This is a genomic window from Rhodonellum sp., from assembly GCF_030656585.1.
Lineage (GTDB): Bacteria > Bacteroidota > Bacteroidia > Cytophagales > Cyclobacteriaceae > Rhodonellum > Rhodonellum psychrophilum.
In genome coordinates, this window is record NZ_JAUSPP010000080.1 from 105,474 (window position 1) to 124,830 (window position 19,357).

The window sequence follows — 19,357 nt, forward strand, 5'->3', positions numbered from 1 at the left end:
ATGTCATTTATACACATAAAATTTTGACAATCGGTTATATTTTAAATTATACTTCGCTTTGTAGGTTGAGGGGTTTAAAAATTCAGGCAAAACCCAAAGGAATTCTACGAAGGGTAGTTGGGGTTCAATCCATGTTATGCGTTCCCAATTCTATTCCGGTGAAATTGCTAATAAGCAATCTGTTATTTCTGTTTTTGGCTTCACCAAATCGGTACGATGTCCTATTCTTCAGATGGTTTGATTTTCTTGCAGTGTCAATCCCTGTGCGGTAACTTCTTGCACAATCCGGGTTTAAGGGATAGAAAGGTGCTTTTGGACAAAGGCAATGCGGCAGTGATCCCAAAAATTGAAAGGCTATTTTTTAGGATTGGTTTGGACAGCTGTTTTTTGGAATCTATATTGTCGGCCCAATGATCTTCCCCACAATGGAAACACGCCAGATCATTTCAAGCATTTAAGTATCAAAGCCATTAAAAAACATTGAATTTCAAATCTTTTTCCCCAAAACCTATGCTCGACCAAATATCCTCCCCCACCCTTTTGCTCAACGAGCAGATCTGCAGAAACAACCTCAAAAAAATGGCCGATAAAGCCAAAAGGAACGGGATGAAACTTGTACCCCATTTTAAGACAGCCCAATCACAACAGATTGGGGAATGGGCAAAGGAATATGGTATCCGGGAAATCACGGTTTCATCGATCAAAATGGCAGAATATTTTTGTGGCCAAGGTTGGGACAATATCCATATCGCATTCCCTTTCAATCCTAGGGAAACCAAAAAAATCAATGATTTAGCCAAAGACCAATCGCTGTCGGTCCAACTGATCAACGTGGCCGTGACCGAAAAACTGGCTATGGAACTGGAAAATCCTTTGGGCTTTTTCATCGAAATCGATGCGGGATATGGAAGAACAGGAGTTGCGGTTACCGATTTCGAATTGATCGAAGGGATCATGAGGATGGCAAAAAAAACGGATAAACTCAAGTTCAAGGGATTTTATATCCATGCGGGTCACTCCTATTATGAAAAGGACATCGAAAAGCTTTATGACCAGACGAGAGCCGCGTTAAACATGCTCAAGAACAAATACAGGTCTGAATATCCCGAATTGGTGACACGAACGGGGGACACTCCGGGATGCTCGGTCATTGAGAATTTTGGAGACATCGACGAGATGGGCCCAGGTAATTTTGTATTTTATGACCTGATGCAGGTAAATTTAGGCAGCTGTAAAAGAGAAGACATTGCTGTAGCACTTGCCGTCCCTGTAGTGGATATCCATCTTGGACGCAAAGAAATCTTGGTTCACGGTGGTGGTGTCCACTTGGCAAAGGATGTATTGACGGAGCCCGATGGTTCAAAGAACTTTGGGGAAGTGGTCTTTCTGAACGAGAATGGATGGGAAATTCCTAGCGAAAGGTCATTCCTAAAAAGTATTTCCCAGGAACATGGCCTTATCAAAGCTTCAGATGAATTGCTCGCCAAAGTTAAAGTTGGTGATCTTTTGGGGATTTTGCCCATCCACAGTTGCATGACGGCGGATTGTATGGGCGCTTACCTCAGCCTAAATGGCCAAATTGTTGATCATGTTGAAGGCCACTAAGTTTTTGATTGACAAAACCGTCAATTGATAAAATAGACAACCCCTAGCTTCAGTAAAAAATCATTTCGGTCAGTCTGGTAACGGATTTCAGGATTGATCCCAAGCTCGTCACTGAGTTTGATGATCCCGCCTGCACCTATGTTGATTGAATTGAAGTTCAATCGTTCATTGGGAATTGCTTCAAACTTTCTTGTGTAGTAACCATATCCGGCCAAACCGTAAAATTGAAGTTTTTCTTCTGTGAAATAATATCGGATATTGACATCCACTCCACTCGCTTTTCCTTTTTTAGGAAGAAAAATGCTGTAGGATGGTACAATGGAGACATTGTCAAAGGCAAAGTATTCCCCCGTAAAATTCATTCCTAAAAACCCAGTATTTATCGCATATTCATTAGCATAATAAATCCTTTGCTGTCCCTTGTATTGAGCAGAAGCCAAGTTCGTAAAACCTGTGAAAACCAAAAAAAACAATACAACTTTCATCATCCTCATATCCAATTATTTCTTAAAATTTCAGGTCTCTGGCTTTGATTACAGGCCTTCTCTTGTTCCGCAAGTCCAAGGTGTACATTAGATTGAGCCGTATGATGTGTCTATTTCTAAAAGTCCCGGGAGTGGAAGTGGGACCATAAGTCCACATATGACCTCCAAAAAACATAAAATTGTTATGGGTATATCCGATAGCAGTATAGACTCGGTTTTCTTCCAAAATATTTATGATATGATTTCCCGTCTCAAAAAATATCTCATTTGATGGGGCCAAGAAGAGGGTTTTATTTTCCATTCTTGGCTTATTCAAGGGGATATAAGCAGTGATTTTATACCTGTATCTATTGGTATACAAATAATCCGAACCTATGGAATTATCTCTTTTGTACCTATGTTCAAATCGGAATTGGTGAAGGACTTTTACCCTTCCCACATTTTGGGTGAGCAACCATTGGTGCCATATTCTTGGTTCTAAAGTGGTATTCACAAATTCAGAATTTTCTGGATCAGGAGTATAATTCCAAACCAAGGTAGGGCCAAAAGTCACCTCGAAATTATCTGCAATCAGATACGTCAAACCAAATCGATTATAAACCTGACTCATTCTGCCCACGAAATCTGCGCGGTTGTCGCTACTGTTTCTTCTTCTATAATGGTTTTCCTGGTACCAAAACCACTTATCACTAAGCCTTAATTTCAAATAAAGTCCATTCCAACTTTCCGTTGTGGGCGCTAAATTCGTCCTTTCCGTAAGCGTATTTTCTTGAGCGATAGATGGATTTATGGTTATTGACATCAAAAAAACCAATACCTTAATCCCTCTACAAAGATTCTTTAACAACATTGATTTTTTATTATAAATCCAATAATGATTTTAATCCACTGATTGATTCCCTACGGTTGAGCCTTCTTTCCAGTCTCCGGGTGTCGGCTGTGTACAACTCAAGCATTCTGACGTTCAATTTCTCGATTTTATTCAACCAAGTTTTGATCTCGGTATATTCCTGCTCAGATTTGATTTGGTCCAGATAATATTCAAAAACCTTTTGTCCGGCCTCAAAAAGCCTTTCCTTAACCCTTTGGTCATATCTGGTGTAGGTAAATGGGTTGAATACCTCTTCCATGTACAAGTCGTCCAATGTGGCATTGACGGCATGGATTTTCAATAGTTTTGGGTGCTGGATTTCCATTTCCGATAACAAATCCAAGATCACCTGGCCAGCCTGGTTCTTGAGTTCAAAATCATCCTCCTTGGCATAATTTTCATTCAGTCGATTGAATGCCGTAGTCAGAATATTAACCCGTATTGCTTCCACCAAACTCTTTTCTTCAGAACTGAAACCGTCTTCACCATCAAATGAATATAGCTTAACCATTGCTTCTTTCTTGACTTGAATATTCTTTTCCAAATTCCTCAAACCTTCATTTTTTTCGATCCGTCTCAAGGCAAAATCCACTATGGATTTTTGCCTTTCCACCTCAGCCACCATTTGATCGAGATAGGAATCCGTCAATGCAAAAAAACTTTTTTCCTGATCGTCTATTGTGTACTCGATTGTTTTCTGGATTTCCTCGTCACCAAACGTGAAATTGATCAGATCCTTATCAGACAAAAAGGAAGGTCTTCTCTCTTCAAAATATCCAAGATCAAAATATTGGATATCCTTCGAATCAAACAATTTGACCAATTCTCCAAGCTGTGTTATTTTCACTTTGTACAGCTGAAAAAACGCATGTGCTTTGGCCAAAGAATCAGATTGAAACCTGTTGAGCGCCAAGGCATTTTTTTCTGAATACTCAGTCACAATCTCTTTAAGGCCATTGTATTTTAGAGGAATTCCCACCAATGCACTTTGATCATCCCTATTGATCTCAAAGACAAACCTCTTGGTGTGGATCGGTGTTTCGATCAATAAGCCCTCAGCATTGACGAACGCCTCATCGAATTTCAATATCTTGCGAAGAAAGGAACTGATAAATGCATTGCCAGAATTTTGCTCAATAACTTCTTTGTAATCTTCCAAAAAGCCATCATTAAAAAACAATCCGAACTTTTCGTCAGCAATTCTGAAACCTGAGTTTTGTTTGTTGTTGACCAGCTGGAGTTTTTCAATAGTTTTGAAAAACACAAGTTCTTCGATCAATGAATCGTTCTCAAGATCCCTTTTGACCAATCCCAAAAGAAACCCCTTTTCGTATTTCCGGATCTCGGATACGAATCTACCACCATCTTCGTATACCAGTGTCCATTCGCCATTCATCAGGCCTCCCTCAAGCACTTCTCCTCGAATAAAATGGGTTCCCTTGCCGTTGAATTCTTTATATTGAAATTTCCCGACGATATCTCCTTTTTTGAACCTGATTTCTTCTGCCTGGGCTTTCGGTTTTAATTTGCCTTCGGAAAATTCATTTTGGACAAAAGCCCAGCGACCATCCGGTATTCCCTGGGAATAGGAAGATTTCAACTTGAATTGCTCACTGTTCAAATCTATAACCACCTTAAAATCTTCGATGTCTTTCAAGACAACATTATGTCTCTCATCTTCATATTCCCAAATTCCCGACTTTAGGTTGTTTTGGAATTGACCGATGATCTCGGTACTATAAAAAATCGTATTGTCAAGCGTGTCGATTTGTTTTCGGAAAAACTGAAAATTACCGTCTTTGATAACCTCTTCGTTTTTTCCTTGGATAAATTCGAAGACACTCTCCCCTTTCAAACCATTGAAAGTATAAGCTCCAGAGTATAATTGTTGGGCTGGGAGTAAAAAGGGAAAGAGAAGGATTAAAAAGGAGACTGTAAATCTTTTCATATTTGGATTTTTCCTAAACAACAGAACATTTCAACTTGTTAAAGTATCAAGTTGAAATGTTCTATAATTTATTGCAAACATATAATTTTTTTGCCCCCCCACCAAATCAAATGGGGACTATTGGAATCTCCTCGCTTTTTATCAATATCGATTTTGAGTGATTTCCTGCAAGGATTTAAGCCAACAATTCAGAAGAAAACTTCTCAAATCAATAACCCAAAATCTTCAACATACTTCCGCTGGTCTGCTCTGGGGCAAATAGCCAATGTGAGATATTTCCATCGGCATCCCTGTCAATGATCACATGCTTGGGGGCAGGAATCAGGCAATGTTGAATCCCTCCGTAACCGCCCAAAGACTCCTGATAGGCTCCTGTATGGAAAAATCCTATGTATTGCTTCTTTTTCTCTTCGATTTTAGGGAGATAGATATTGAACTGGTGTGCTTCCGAATTGTAATAATCCATGCTGTCACAAGTCAATCCACCCAATGAAATGTTGTGGTATTCCTCGTCCCAGTTGTTCACCGCAAGCATGACGTATTTCTGGTTCAGTCCCCAACTGTCTGGTAACTGGGTGATGAAGGATCCATCGATCATGTACCAAAGCTCTTTGTCGTTCTGGAGCTTTTCGTTCAGGACCGAGTACAAAACAGCACCGCTCTCCCCTACTGTATAGCTTCCAAATTCCGTGAAGATATTCGGTTCAACCGTATTGTTTTTGGCACACATCCATTTGATGTTCTTGATGATCTGATCGGCCATATATTGGTAATCATAATCGAAGAAGACATTGGTTTTGATCGGCCATCCGCCACCGATATCCATGGTATCCAAAGAGGGTGATATTTTTTTCAAATCCACATACTTTTGGATAAAACGGGTCAATTCAGACCAATAATATGCCGTATCGCGGATACCGGAATTGATGAAGAAGTGGAGCATCTTCAGGCTCACATTTGGATTGTCCTTGATTTTCTCCTCGTAAAGGCTGATGATGTCATTGTATCTCACGCCCAATCTTGACGTATAAAAACCGAATTTGGGTTCCTCATCGGCAGCGATCCGAATCCCCACTTTGAAAGGAACTTTCACATGCTCCAAATAGTAGTCTATTTCCGTCAGGTTGTCCAAAATCGGCACACAGTTTTCGAATCCATCATTCAGCAATTCTGTGATGTATTGCTTGTAAAGATCCCTTTTAAAACCATTGCAGACAATGTGGGTCTGTTTGGTGATTTTTCCTTTTTCAAAAAGATTCCTGACGAGGGGAATGTCAAATGTCGAGGAGGTTTCGATATGAATATCATTTTTCAAGGCCTCATCCAGAACAAAACTGAAATGGGAGGATTTTGTACAATAACAATAGGTATAGGATCCCTTGTAATCGTGCGATTTCATTGCATTCCCAAAATAGGACTTGGCATTCTGGATGCTTTCTGAAATCTTGGGTAAGTAGGTCAATTTCAATGGCGTGCCATACGTGGCAATGATTTCCATCAAATTCACACCATTAAAATATAACTCGTTGTTTTCTACATTAAATTCCTTAGTGGGGAAATCAAAAGTCTGCTCGATGAGGTCAATGTATTTGTTCATTTCAAGTATCAGAATGGTTACAATGTTACAGGCTGTAAAATTTGCTTTTAATATTGGGAATTCAAACGAAAGAGGGGAAAAACCTCTTGGCCCTTCCCCTCTTTATATCATGATCTTGAATGAATGAAAATTGGAAAATATATTTGAATCCAATTAATAAAACAATTCCTTTTTGAGCAACTGCTCTTCATTTTCAAACCTTTGTTGGTTTTGGATGATTTTTTTGAGGATGGATTTGAACCTGATTTCCTCCTCCACGATTCCGAATATTTTTTGAAGGTAACTTTTCACGGTTTCGGAATTCGATGCATAGAACTTCAGTGTAAAATTTCCCAGCTCCCGATTTTGTTGAAGGATGACTCCATTTGGCTTGCCAAGACTGACCAAGCCTCCAAATAAACTTGTATGTGTTGCATAATCGGAAGAAAGCTCAAAATAGATTACCTGAAAGCTTTTCTTTGCTTCTGGAAAGTTGGGGAAATCAAAGCTTGCCGTCTCTGTCACCTGTACGATTCCGCATGCAACCATCAAATCCATGACACTGAGAGGGTTTTCTACAGTTGTTTGGGTTTTGCTCACTTTTTGGAAAGCAAAATTTGAGTTCGCTGGTGCGTTTGCGGAAGAAATACGGTTGGATACTGACATCGGCTTTAAATTTTGGTTTTGATAAAACTGGCTTTTTTAGATGACCACATTTCAAAAGTAAGCGATCATTTTTTATTATCCTAATAACCCTATAACTTTTATAGGGTATTTGATTTATTTTTTTTCCAATCACAGGAAAATCCATCGTTAAACCCGAATTCTTAGATATCGAAAAAGTAACGTAAAGCATCTAACTTGATTAAGTAAGTTGGAAATATGCATTAGGCTATCTTAGGATTTTGATACCGAAAGAAAATCAGAGCATTGGGAGACTGATTCCTGACACCGATATGGTAAAGTCAAAAAAATGTATAACGCATTGATTATTAATTTATTTAGGACTGGAATAGAAATGGTAAAGTACAATACGGGTTGAAGACTTAATTCAACCCCATGGTGCATCAGAGGAACTCAAGAAATAAAATGAGGATGTAATTTATTAAAGCCTGGCCAATTCCACCACAGATTTTTCCAAAATGGGGAGCATTCCATTTCTGAATTCTCCAAAAAGTTTTCGGATTCTGCATGTCTCCTCATCGATACATTCCAGAAAGGATTCGTAAAACCTTTCCGAAACACAAAGAATCAATCCAATGGGGCCATCGATGACCCGCATGACTTGGGCAATGGTGATTTCGTTTGGATCTTTGGCCAAAATATATCCTCCTTCCGCTCCCCTTACTGTTCTTAAGATTTGATGGGTCTTCAATTGTCTGAAAATATTTTCAAGAAATTTATAGGGAATTCTTTCCTTTTCAGAAATCACTTTCGCAGAAATGGGTAAACCTTGATCGTTTTCATGAAGATAAAGAATGGTTTTAATGGCGTATTTGGCTCTTTTTGACAGCATGTTCGGTATATAGACAATAACGAAAGCACAAAAAAAGAAACCTTTCTATTCGTTTTCAGAACCAAAAGTCAATCAAGTGTGAGATAAAACGTGCGGATGCTCAGAAAAATAATCAATACGCCCACAAATATCATCAAAAGTTTTGGGTTGAGTTTTTTACAAATGATCGCTGCAAAAGGTGCAGCAATGACACCCCCGAGAATCAGACCCAAAATCGGAGCCAGGCTCAAGTCCTTTATAAAAAACAAAAAAGTGGTGGCACTTGCCAAGGAAACAAAAATTTCCACAAAATTCCCCGTACCAATCGCAAATCTGGGAACCTGTCCCTTTCCCATCAGGGTGGAGTTGACGATTGGCCCCCAACCTCCCCCACCAATGGCATCGGCAAATCCTCCAATACTGGCCAAGTAGGGAAGACTTTTGGCATTTGGGTTGAATACTTTCTTTTTCTTCCGGATCACTTTTCCCAAGATGATCAATCCCATGATAAAAAGATAAATGGCAATAATTGGTTTAATGGTGTTTCCATCGATATTGGAAAGGAAATAAGCCCCGATAACCGCTCCCAAAACACCTGGAATCATCAATTTCTTAGCAAGGTCCCATTTTACGTTTCCCAGTTTCCAATGGGAAAACCCCGAAGCCAGGCTGGTAAAGACTTGGGCAAAATGTACCCAAGCGCTGGCCACAGCAGGAGGAATCCCTATCCCCAACAAAATTGAGTTGGAACTGACTCCATAAGCCATACCCAAGGCGCCATCGATGGTTTGGGCCACAAAACCCACCAACAAAAACCAAAAAAACATTTCATAATCCATCTCGAAATTCCCAAGAAGACCCGCAAATGACTTCACGGCGATCAAAGCAATCAACACTGCACTGATGCTGAAAAACATCAACCAAAACGGCTCTTCCCTTAATTTCAAAATAATTCTTTCCATGCTTACGCTCTTGATTTCTGACTTATTTTTCAAAATTAGACCCAAATTTCTTATTATCCAATTATCCCTACCTTTTTTGTAGGGAATAGGATGAATAAAAACCATTGTTTGACACTTTCAGAATCTAAAGCTTTTTACTGGAGAGTTCTGGAATTTTTTTGATTTGGACTGGACTTGCAAAATCAACATTTGACCTGAACGGCTTCCCCAAGCAGTTTTCTTATCAGCATAAAATTATTTGAATAAAACAACTACTTTTTTACCTGCATTATAAGTATAAAATATTTCATGGCATGCTTATTGAATATTGTGTTGCATATAAAAAAATATAAAAATGTCAGGAAAAAATAAAAAACAATTTGGAGTTTGGTTGGATTCTCAACACGCTACAATCGTAGGAAGAGAAGATACAGATTCAGGTGATTTTGTAATCATAGGTCATGAAAAAGCTGACATTCAAGGTGGAAATTCAAACGAAAATGCAGCAAACAATGCTGAAAGAGATTCCATCCAAAAGTTTTTCAAAAGCATCACCGCACACATGCAAAATGTTGACGAATTGCATTTGACAGGAACTGGAATTGTTCAGGAACAATTCATGAAACATTTGGCTGAAACTCCACAATACAAAAACACCATTACCCAAGACAGTACGGCGAACAAAATGAGTGACGAAAGTTTGGTGGAATACATCACTGAGCAATTCAGCTAATTATTATTTTTTTAAAAGTTGGGAAAGCTGCTCTTTTGGTTTGGAGCAGCTTTTTTTATTCCCCATCAAATGACAAACCTCGAACACCAAACAAAGCATCATCCCCTCCCACATTTCCTAGTCGCATTTGAAGGCCTTATTTATTTGACCAATTGCCGCGCAGCTATCTGAACGGGATCCCAAACACCCGATAAGGGAGGGACATAAGCCAAATCCGCGAAAACCAGATCTCTTGCTGTCATTTTGGCCTGAAGGGCAATGGCGATCACATCTATTCTTTTACCCGCTCCCTTGCCACCAACTATTTGGCCTCCCAGGAGTCTTCCGCTGGCTTTTTCGCTCAGCAATTTTACGGTGATTTTTTCACTGTCCGGGAGATAGGATGAAAAAACCGAACTTTCAATCAGGGCCACATCATAATCCATCCCCTCTTGGTTTGCCTCTTTTTCTGACAATCCTGTACGGGAAATTTCCAAATCTTTGAATTTTGTAATTGCTGTTCCTACGACTCCCGGGAATTCGGCTTCCCCTCCGCTGATATTGATCCCAGCGATTTGCCCATGTTTGTTGGCCACTGTACCCAGTGAAATGAAAATTTCTTTCCCACTGACCAAATGGTACGACTCTGCACAATCTCCTGCTGCCCAAATATGTTCTGCAGAAGTTTCCAGTTTTTTATTCACTTGAATGGCGCCGCCGGCACCGATCTGTAGACCTGCAGCTTCTGCTATCTTCGAGTTGGGCTTCACTCCTATTCCCAAAATGACCAAGTCTGCCTTGATGCGCTTCTTGTCAGTCACGACAACTGATACCGTTCCGGATACGTCCATTTCCAAGGACTCCAGTTTTTGTCCCAGAAAAAGATCAACACCCTCCTTTTTCATATAGGCAGCGATAATCTCAGACATATCTGGATCTAAGGTTGCCATCACCTGTGGCGCCATATCAATCAGACTCACTTTCATACCCAGGTGGAGAAGGGCTTCTGCCATTTCTATTCCTATATATCCACCACCGATGATCACCGCTGTTTTTGGCTGGTGCTTTTGGATGTATCGGTCCGCAGATTTTCCGGATTCCAGTGAGGAAAATGCAAATACGCCCTTGGCTTCAATCCCTGGAAGTTTGGGTGAAATCGGGGATGTTCCTGTTGCAATCAAGAGATCATCGTATTTTTGCCAGAATTCTGTTTTATCAAGGAGGCTCAGTATCAAAATTCTTTTTTTGGATACATCAATTTCGAGCACCTCGTGTTGGATTTTCACCTCAATATTTTGGTTCAATAGAAATTCTTCTGGTGTTCGGGCAATCAGCTTTTTTGCAGATTTTACTTCTCCACCGATTAAATACGGTATTCCACAGGCAGAAAATGAGGGATGTTTTCCTTTTTCAAATACCAGAATCTTCTTTTTGATATCCAGCCTTCTCAATTTGGAAGCGGCACTCATTCCCGCAGCATTTGCTCCTATTACAACCAGTAATTCGTTTTTCATCTTTTTTTATTCGCTTTCCCAATTGGAATTTTTTTTGCAATCAATTGAAAAGTTATGGATTGCAGGGTTTTCCTTTTGGGTTCAATTCACTTTACAACCTTCTCCTTTGCTTTATTTGTTTTACCAAGAGCCACAATTAGGCCAAAATAAGGTTCGACTGTCAATTTTCTTTGGTGACCATCGGTTTATTGTTTCTTGACCATTCGCTCCAGGAGCCAACATAGAGTTTTGGTATTTCCAAACCAGCATGCGCCATAGCCAACAAGGTGTGGCAAGCTGTGACGCCTGAACCACAATGCACGATCACCTCATTTGATTTTCGCCCTGCTAAGATTCCCTCATATTTTTTCTTTAAGGTTTCGGGAGAAAGAAAGAAACCGTCCTCATCCAAGTTTTCCGTAAAAGGGACATTATTTGCTCCGGGAATATGACCGGCAACCAAATCGATCGGTTCCGTTTCGCCATGGTATCGATTTGCGTCCCGGACATCGATCACAAGGTGGTCTTTGTCTTGGGAAACCTTTTCTACTTCAGCCATATTGGCAATGGAAAGCATCCATTTCTCTACTGGATAAGGTGGGGTCTTTTTGACCGTTTCCATTCCAGAGGACATTGGAAAACCCACTTTCTCCGCTGCCTGAAACCCACCATCAAGCACCTGTACGTTTTTATGACCGATGGATGCCAACATCCACCATAGCCGGGCGGAAGCATTTGATGCATTTTTGTCATCATAAATCACCACATGGCTTTTTTCTGAAATGCCAAGCGCGGACAAGGTTTCCGAAAACTGTTTGAGGGGCGGCAAGGGATGTCTTCCCCCTTTGGAAAAATCCTCGTCAATATGGGCCAGCTGAAGATCCAAATCCACATATACTGCACCTTGCAAATGCTTCGCTTCATAATTTGATTTGGCATCTTTCCCTGCACGGGCATCCACAAGAACCAAGTTTTCCAGCTGCGCTAAACTTGGCAATTCATTGACATCAAGGATGGGTTTCATAAGCAATTGGTTATGTGGTTATGATGATTTTTTTAGATTCAATACACTTGTTGAATTTTTCCAAACGAATGGATTCACTTTTGTTGGCAATTATCCCAAAGATTTGAAGATTCGAAACCCTAAAATAATGAATCACTTTCTCACTTCGCTCAAAAACATTTCAGCCTTCTTAGATTGCTTCTGCCTTGGCTTTATTTGAAGCCAAAATATGCAATAGGTTCTCCAATAGGTGTTGAAACTGCAAGAAAATCAAACCCTGTGGAGAATAAGGCATTGTACCAAAACGGTGAAGTCATAAACAGTAGACAACCGACTGATGATGAATCATTTTTAGGATGGAATGGGATTGGAAATGCATAAAACGGGTTGAATGGAAAAAACAAGCAAAGGAAATTAAACCCAACAATACTGATGATTTTATAAGCAATCCTTTGATGCCCAATCCCGAACCAACCCTAGTTCAATTTCGCTGCCATTTGTGTAAAGACATTCTGCTGATTGCTTCGCTCCAGCGGTGAGACGCTCGGCCTCAGGCTCAATCTCGTGAAAACATGAATCTCTGAATCCATGATCTGTACCTCTATTTTATTCCCGTCAGAAAGCCGGAGACCTTTATAGATAAGAACTGTACTCGTCGTGCTGGCGGTAGGGTCAAATTTTGAATGGAATGATTTGATGAATGTTCCACTGGGTGCGACAATTCCTTTTTCAAGACCTTTTCGGACTTTTTGTATGACTTCATTGAGCTCATTTATCGTTTGGTAGGGTCTGAAGCGGTACCAGTATTTATCTTCCTCAGCCGGCTGATCGGCTTCGAGGTAGACCAACATGGGCCCGACGATATCCACGATAGTTTGAAGCTTTGCCGTAGGCACCACGATTGGATCGACAAAGAAAATGTTTTTGGGTTTTACATGCTTGTCAAAATAACCTGTCTCCATCAACTCCAAAAGCAATGCTCCACTTGTAGAAGAACCCACAAAACTAATTTTGGTATAGCCCAGTCTTTCCAACAACTCAAATTCCCGAATAATGGCGGCACGCCAATCTTCCCACTTGGAGGCTTTGAAATCTCCATAAGTGCGGCCATGCCCATCCAACAAGAGAGAGGAAACCCTATAGTCCGCATCGGCTGACCAATCCACAAATTCCTGCCACTCAAAGGTGGAAGCAGAGTAACCATGGGAAGCAATCAAAATGTGTTTGTCTAGGTCATCGGCACTCGGATTGGGGAATTTTGCGGAGACCAGATACTCCTCAGGGGCATAAAGCGAGGGATCAAACAGCACGTCCCCATCAAGAAGCGAATCGGTGATTTCAGGTGCATCGCTGCAAGCAAAAAAGAGTGAAGCCGTCAAGAATAGAGGGCCAGCGATCAAAATATTTTTCAAGAGAGTTTTCATTTTCTGTTTTCAAAAAGTTTGTAGTACAAAGTCATGTGATAATAAAGCGGTTGGAACGTTCCGGGCGTTTTGCTTTCCTCCTGCGTGTTGACATAAAACCCAATTCCAGTATTGAAAGAAAATGGGAGATTCTTTGGCGAATAATTCAAGCCCAATTCAGGCGCCATGAGGACAGCGGAGGATGGGAGTTCAGCAAAAACATCTTCTTCCAAGTCGGTATTCAAATAACCCGCATTCAATCTACCAACAAGATGCACTTGGCGCTTTTTGAAAAAATGCCAGCTTCCTGAAAATATATAACTGTCCTGTTTGAGTGCATTGGAATTGAAAGCAGTTCCCAGCCGGGAAGTCACGAAATCAAAACCCACAAAAAGTCGATCCGGTTTGAAATTCGCAAAGGAATACTGGGCGGAAACCCCGTTTTCCCAATACATCTGGTGGGTTTTCTGCAAGCGGATGCCTACGTTGAGTTGCTGGGCCTCTGCAAAGCCGGCGCAGAAAAGCAGATAAAACAAAAAGTACTTCTTCATAAGGCGTTCATGATTGATTTGTGGTGATTAATACTTAAAATAGATTTTAAAGCTAATCAAATTAACATAGTTTCCATCAGGCCAAATTCAATCTTCATCTAAAGCTGGTTTTCTCGAAACGCAATCAATCGTTTATTTGATATTTTGAAGCGTTCTTAAAAAGACAACTTTGCCAGTTTTTCCAAAGCCATTTCCAAATCCCGATCGGTTTTGGCAAAGCAAAAACGCAGCAATTTGTGATCGGTTTTCCCTTGGTAAAAAACAGAAACGGGAATGCTGGCCACCCCGATCTCCTTGGTGAGTCGGACAGCTAGATTCCTATCCGATTCATCAGTCAAGTGGCCAAAAGACACCATTTGAAAGAAACTTCCCTCAGCAGGAGAAAACTTAAATGATGTCTGCCTCAAACCCTCCAAAAACAGATCCCTTTTATCTTGGTAAAACAAAGGCAGTTCCAGATATCGGGAAGAATTCTCCAGGTATTCAGCCAAAGCATATTGCAAGGGTGTAGCAGTGCTAAAAGTCAAAAACTGATGGATTTTGCGGAATTCCTTGGTCAATTCCTTTGGGGCAAGACAATACCCGATTTTCCAGCCGGTAACATGGAACGTTTTGCCAAAGGAACCGCACACAAAAGTCCTTTCCCTTAATATCGGATGCGTCATCAGCGAAAGGTGTTTTCGTCCATCAAAAACGATATGCTCATACACTTCGTCACTGATTACATACACATCCTGGTCTTGGACTATCTCGGCCAAGGTGTTCAGATCATTTTGGTTCCAAACATGGCCACTTGGATTATGGGGAGTATTGACCATAATCAGTTTTGTTCTTTCTGTTATCGAGGATTTGACCAAGTCCCAATCCACAGAAAAATCCGGTAGCCGAAGCGGGACATAAATTGGAATTCCACCACTTAAAAGCACCGCCGGAGCATAACTGTCATAGGCCGGTTCCAGCAGAATCACCTCATCTCCATTTTTCACCACAGCAGTTACTGCCGCATACAAGGCCTCTGTGGCGCCCGACACGATCGTGATTTCTTCCTCGAAATCATATTCTACCCCATAACACAATTTGGTTTTTTCTGCCAGTCGCTCCCGCAACACTGGCACACCGCTCATGGGCGCGTATTGGTTAAATCCAGCCTTCATGTATTTGGTCACCAAATCCAATAAATGCGGATCACAATCAAATCCGGGAAAACCCTGCGAAAGATTGATAGCCCCATGGTCTGTGGCCAATTTTGACATAATGGTAAAAATCGTAGTCCCAACATGGGGAAGTTTGGAAGAAAGCGGCATGGAAGAATATTCTTGGACGGAATGTAAACTAGACCTGAAATCAAGCAATCGGTCACACTATATTATCGATATTAGGATTGAGAAAAAAGTCTTCACTGGATTTGTTTGGTGAAGAATTCACAACAATACATTTTAGCTTTTTGAATCTTGCTTGTCAAAAGTTAAAATAATAAGACTGATTCATTTTCAGACCCATGATTCACAAATCCAAGAATAATCTTGTAATCTTACTTGCACCCAAAATTGTAGCTTATACTCGGCTTTACCGAACATTTCTACAACCAACCTTTAAAGGGAAAGTCCTTAATCTGGTTATTCATTCAATTTTACCTACTTTTGCGGCGTCAAACAGAATAACAATCAGGCCCAACGCGAATAACTTTATGAGAAAAATCAAATTAGTGGAAGTTCGTTCGGAGATCGCAGCAGGAACCCGTGGCGCAAGTCTTGGGATCGACGCACTCAAAATTGCGAGTTTGGATAAGAAATCAAATTTTTTCTCTCGATTTGACCCGATCAATGTTCCTGATGCCAACAGTTACCTTTGGAAAGGGAATAAACATTCCTATGCCAAATACATTGATGGCGTATATCAGATCTTAAAAAATGTGTACAGTACCATTGAGTTGCTCAGGATGGAAAAGAAATTCCCCATCATCCTGGCTGGCGACCACTCCACAGCGGCAGGAACCATCATGGGCATTAAATCTGCCAATCCCGAAAAACGACTCGGTGTGATTTGGATCGATGCGCATGCAGATCTGCACACGCCCTACACTACCCCATCTGGCAATATGCATGGAATGCCTTTGGCCATGTGCCTTCAGGAAGACAACAAAGATTGCCAAATCAATGAAATCCCAGATGAAACCATTCAGTACTGGGAAAAAATCAAAAAAATCGGGGGTGATTTCCCAAAGATGAATGCCAAGGACATCGTTTTCATTACAGTGAGAGATACGGAAGAACCTGAAGACCACTTGATCCAAAAATACGGCATCAAAAATTTCAAAACCGAAGAAGTCAGAAGTTTGGGCGTTCCCGAGGTTGCCAGACAAGCCTTGGAAGTCCTGAAAGACTGTGAACAAATCTACATTTCCTTTGACGTGGACAGCTTGGATTCTTCCATTTCTGTGGGAACAGGCACACCGGTCGCCAATGGACTGACAGTGGAAGAAGCCATTGAACTGAACACCACTTTGATCAAGGACAAAAGGGTTTGCTGTTGGGAAATAGTGGAAGTGAATCCAACACTGGATACGGAAAACCTAATGGCAGAAAACGCCTTTGATATCTTGGAGGCGACCACAAAGTCATTGGTCGATAACTTTTAATTCAACGGGAATCAAAAGGGCATTGACCTGAGAGAAAGACAATAGATTTCCTGTGGTTCCTCACTGTGGTTTTTACACATTAAGATTATATTTGTTTTGCGAAAGAGACAATTGAAATTTCCGCAGGACAAAAAATAAAAAATCATCAAAAATTCAAGTGCAATACGGTTCATGCCATGACGATAGAACAACAGATCATAACGGGAATAAAAGAAGCTTTCCAAACACTTTTTTCACATGAGCTCAGCGCGGGTGAACTTGTTCTTCAGCCTACGCGGAAGGAATTTGAGGGAACTTTCACCTTTGTGGTTTTCCCCTTTGCCAAAGTCACCAAAATGGCTCCGGAAGCTTCCGGGATCAAAATCGGAGAATTCCTAAAAGCCAACACCAAAGTGGTGGATGACTACAATGTCGTCAAAGGTTTCCTGAACATATCCGTTGGAAAAAATGCTTGGCTCGGGGTGTTTGACAGTTTATACCAAAATCCCGATTTCGGACAATTGCCAAAAAACGGGCAAAAGGTAATGGTGGAATACAGTTCCCCCAACACCAACAAACCCCTTCACTTGGGACATTTGAGGAATAATTTCCTAGGCTATTCCGTATCCGAAATCCTAAAGGCCAATGGGTATGATGTGATCAAAGCGAATCTAGTCAATGACCGTGGCATCCATATCTGCAAATCCATGGTCGCGTATCGTCACTTCGGGAACGGAGAGACACCTGAGTCAAGTGGGTTGAAAGGTGATCATTTGGCCGGAAAATACTATGTGATCTTCGACCAGCAATACAAAAAACAAATACAAGAACTCACCGAAAAAGGCCAAACTGAGGATCAAGCCAAGAAAAATGCACCTCTGATCTTGGAGGCGCAGGAGATGCTGCTCAAATGGGAAGCAAACGATCCTGAAGTCATTGCCCTCTGGAAAACCATGAACACTTGGGTTTACGCAGGATTTGATGCCACTTACAAGAAAATGGGCGTGGATTTCGACAAGTTTTATTACGAATCCGACACCTATCTTTTGGGCAAGGACATCGTGGACGAAGGCCTCGCAAAAGAAGTCTTTTTCAAGAAAACCGATGGATCCGTTTGGGTGGATCTTTCAGCAGAAGGACTTGATGAAAAATTGGTACTTCGTGGAGATGGCACTTCCGTCTATATCACCCAGGACATGGGTACCTGCGATTTGAAATACCAGGATTTCAAGTTTGACAAGTCGGTTTATGTGGTGGGAAACGAGCAGGATTATCATTTTGATGTCCTGTTCAAGATCATGCGCAAATTGGGCCGTCCCTACGGAAATGGACTTTATCACCTTTCTTATGGAATGGTGGATCTTCCCACTGGAAAGATGAAATCCCGTGAGGGAACCGTGGTGGATGCAGATGACCTGATGCAGGAAATGATCGACACTGCCGAAAGCCACACCAAAGAACTGGGCAAAATTGATGGTTTCAACGCAGAGGAAGCTGCCGCTTTGTATGAAACCCTTGGCATGGGCGCTTTGAAATATTTTCTTCTCAAAGTGGATCCAAAAAAGAGAATGCTCTTCAATCCCAAAGAGTCGATCGAATTCCAGGGAAATACCGGGCCTTTTATCCAATACTCACATGCAAGGATTGCTGCCATCCTAAGAAAGGCCGATCAGCTCGGTGTGGATTTCAGCACAAATGGTTATGCTGGCATGGATAAATTGGAAAATGCGGAGCGGGAACTGATCGTGGTATTGTATGATTTCGAAAAGAAGATCAAAGCTGCGGGAGAGGAATTTTCACCCTCTCTGTTGGCGCAATATTTGTTTGACCTGGCAAAGGAGTACAACCGTTTTTATGCAGACCTCTCCATTTTTAATGAGTCTGACCCGAAAGTCCAGTCTTTCAGAATAGCATTGTCGGCCATGACGGCCAAAACAATAAAAGCAGGCATGAAGTTATTAGGTATAAATGTTCCAGACAGAATGTAACTATGAAAGCAATTTTAACTATTTTCACCCTAATCGCTTTGGCATGCACCTCCAGTGTTCAAAAACAAATACCGGTGGAATCGGGCCAAGCCTTTGATATAGATCAAACGAATATGGAAAAATCATTTTACGATTTCAAAATGAAGGATATTGACGGAAACGAGGTCGACTTCAACCAGTACAAAGGAAAGAAGATTTTGTTGGTAAATGTCGCCTCAAAATGCGGATATACTCCTCAATATGAGCAACTTCAGGAATTGAATGAAACCTATGGGGACAAGGTGGTCATCTTGGGTTTTCCTGCCAATAATTTCGGCGGACAGGAATCCGGAACAAATGAGGAAATCAAACAGTTTTGCACTTCCAATTTCGGGGTGACCTTCCAAATGTTTGACAAAATTTCCGTGAAAGGAATCGACAAGCATCCCCTGTACAGATGGCTTTCCGACAAAAGCCAGAATGGATGGAATGACAAAGAGCCCTCTTGGAATTTCTGCAAATATTTTATCAACGAAAAAGGTGAATTGAAACAGTTTTTCTCTTCCTCTGTCAATCCCTTGGATGAAGAAATCATAAAATTAATTGAAGCATAATAATTAGTTGTTTTTTTGCCCTAAGACCCATTTCCGCCGGAAACTGGGTCTTTTTCTTAGCTCTAAAAAATATTGA

At 41.0% G+C, this 19,357-nt stretch carries 18 protein-coding genes; 6 read left to right on the top strand and 12 right to left on the bottom strand.

Annotated elements, in window-relative coordinates:
- The first annotated feature begins 216 nt into the window (after positions 1-216).
- Both Q7J63_RS19685 and Q7J63_RS19690 read left to right on the top strand, forming a co-directional pair.
- Positions 217-414: a hypothetical protein gene (locus tag Q7J63_RS19685; protein WP_304888683.1), complete on the top strand. Its 198-nt coding sequence runs from the start codon at positions 217-219 to the stop codon at positions 412-414.
- Positions 415-510: 96 nt separating this feature from the next.
- Entirely contained in the window at positions 511-1,605 is a 1,095-nt protein-coding gene (locus Q7J63_RS19690; protein ID WP_304888685.1) for an alanine racemase, read from the top strand.
- 20 nt (positions 1,606-1,625) lie between these two features.
- Here the strand turns inward: Q7J63_RS19690 and Q7J63_RS19695 are convergent, their stop codons facing one another.
- From Q7J63_RS19695 to Q7J63_RS19725, 7 genes are all read right to left on the bottom strand, one after another.
- Positions 1,626-2,093 (bottom strand): hypothetical protein, encoded by a 468-nt coding sequence (locus Q7J63_RS19695; RefSeq protein WP_304888686.1) that lies wholly within the window; start codon positions 2,091-2,093, stop codon positions 1,626-1,628.
- Between the two features lie 19 nt (positions 2,094-2,112).
- Positions 2,113-2,892: a DUF2490 domain-containing protein gene (locus Q7J63_RS19700; protein ID WP_304888687.1), complete on the bottom strand. Its 780-nt coding sequence runs from the start codon at positions 2,890-2,892 to the stop codon at positions 2,113-2,115.
- Positions 2,893-2,950: 58 nt separating this feature from the next.
- Positions 2,951-4,909, bottom strand: a complete 1,959-nt coding sequence (locus Q7J63_RS19705; protein ID WP_304888688.1) for a hypothetical protein — start codon at positions 4,907-4,909, stop codon at positions 2,951-2,953.
- Positions 4,910-5,117: 208 nt separating this feature from the next.
- Positions 5,118-6,506 (bottom strand): arginine decarboxylase, encoded by a 1,389-nt coding sequence (locus Q7J63_RS19710; protein WP_304888689.1) that lies wholly within the window; start codon positions 6,504-6,506, stop codon positions 5,118-5,120.
- A 153-nt stretch (positions 6,507-6,659) separates the two neighbouring features.
- A complete protein-coding gene (locus Q7J63_RS19715) occupies positions 6,660-7,151 on the bottom strand; it encodes a hypothetical protein (RefSeq protein ID WP_304888690.1) in 492 nt (163 codons plus the stop codon).
- Positions 7,152-7,590: 439 nt separating this feature from the next.
- Positions 7,591-8,001 (bottom strand): Rrf2 family transcriptional regulator, encoded by a 411-nt coding sequence (locus Q7J63_RS19720; RefSeq protein ID WP_304888691.1) that lies wholly within the window; start codon positions 7,999-8,001, stop codon positions 7,591-7,593.
- Between the two features lie 68 nt (positions 8,002-8,069).
- Positions 8,070-8,942, bottom strand: coding sequence for a sulfite exporter TauE/SafE family protein (locus tag Q7J63_RS19725; protein WP_304888692.1), 873 nt, complete (start codon positions 8,940-8,942; stop codon positions 8,070-8,072).
- Positions 8,943-9,276: 334 nt separating this feature from the next.
- Here Q7J63_RS19725 and Q7J63_RS19730 point away from each other — a divergent pair, with 334 nt between their 5' ends.
- Positions 9,277-9,654 (top strand): hypothetical protein, encoded by a 378-nt coding sequence (locus tag Q7J63_RS19730; protein ID WP_019596953.1) that lies wholly within the window; start codon positions 9,277-9,279, stop codon positions 9,652-9,654.
- A gap of 140 nt (positions 9,655-9,794) precedes the next feature.
- On the opposite strand, the gene Q7J63_RS19735 is transcribed toward Q7J63_RS19730, so the two are convergent.
- The 5 genes from Q7J63_RS19735 to Q7J63_RS19755 form a co-directional block, all read right to left on the bottom strand.
- Complete coding sequence (locus tag Q7J63_RS19735) at positions 9,795-11,147, bottom strand: FAD-dependent oxidoreductase (protein ID WP_304888693.1); 1,353 nt, start codon at positions 11,145-11,147, stop codon at positions 9,795-9,797.
- 160 nt (positions 11,148-11,307) lie between these two features.
- Positions 11,308-12,150: a sulfurtransferase gene (locus Q7J63_RS19740; protein WP_304888694.1), complete on the bottom strand. Its 843-nt coding sequence runs from the start codon at positions 12,148-12,150 to the stop codon at positions 11,308-11,310.
- Positions 12,151-12,605: 455 nt separating this feature from the next.
- Entirely contained in the window at positions 12,606-13,553 is a 948-nt protein-coding gene (locus Q7J63_RS19745; RefSeq protein WP_304888695.1) for a carboxylesterase, read from the bottom strand.
- Entirely contained in the window at positions 13,550-14,083 is a 534-nt protein-coding gene (locus Q7J63_RS19750; RefSeq protein ID WP_304888696.1) for a hypothetical protein, read from the bottom strand. Before Q7J63_RS19750 ends, Q7J63_RS19745 begins: the two co-directional genes overlap by 4 nt.
- A 155-nt stretch (positions 14,084-14,238) precedes the next feature.
- Positions 14,239-15,387 carry a methionine aminotransferase gene (locus tag Q7J63_RS19755; protein WP_026333528.1) on the bottom strand — a complete coding sequence of 383 codons (1,149 nt, stop codon included), beginning with the start codon at positions 15,385-15,387 and terminating at the stop codon, positions 14,239-14,241.
- Between the two features lie 383 nt (positions 15,388-15,770).
- Here Q7J63_RS19755 and Q7J63_RS19760 point away from each other — a divergent pair, with 383 nt between their 5' ends.
- The 3 genes from Q7J63_RS19760 (at position 15,771) to Q7J63_RS19770 (ending at position 19,281) form a co-directional block, all read left to right on the top strand.
- Complete coding sequence (locus tag Q7J63_RS19760) at positions 15,771-16,721, top strand: arginase (RefSeq protein ID WP_022582340.1); 951 nt, start codon at positions 15,771-15,773, stop codon at positions 16,719-16,721.
- Positions 16,722-16,897: 176 nt separating this feature from the next.
- The gene (argS, locus tag Q7J63_RS19765; protein ID WP_304888697.1) at positions 16,898-18,688 is read left to right on the top strand and encodes an arginine--tRNA ligase; all 1,791 of its coding nucleotides are present in this window, start codon (positions 16,898-16,900) and stop codon (positions 18,686-18,688) included.
- A 2-nt stretch (positions 18,689-18,690) separates the two neighbouring features.
- A complete protein-coding gene (locus tag Q7J63_RS19770; protein ID WP_019596965.1) occupies positions 18,691-19,281 on the top strand; it encodes a glutathione peroxidase in 591 nt (196 codons plus the stop codon).
- Positions 19,282-19,357: the final 76 nt, after the last annotated feature.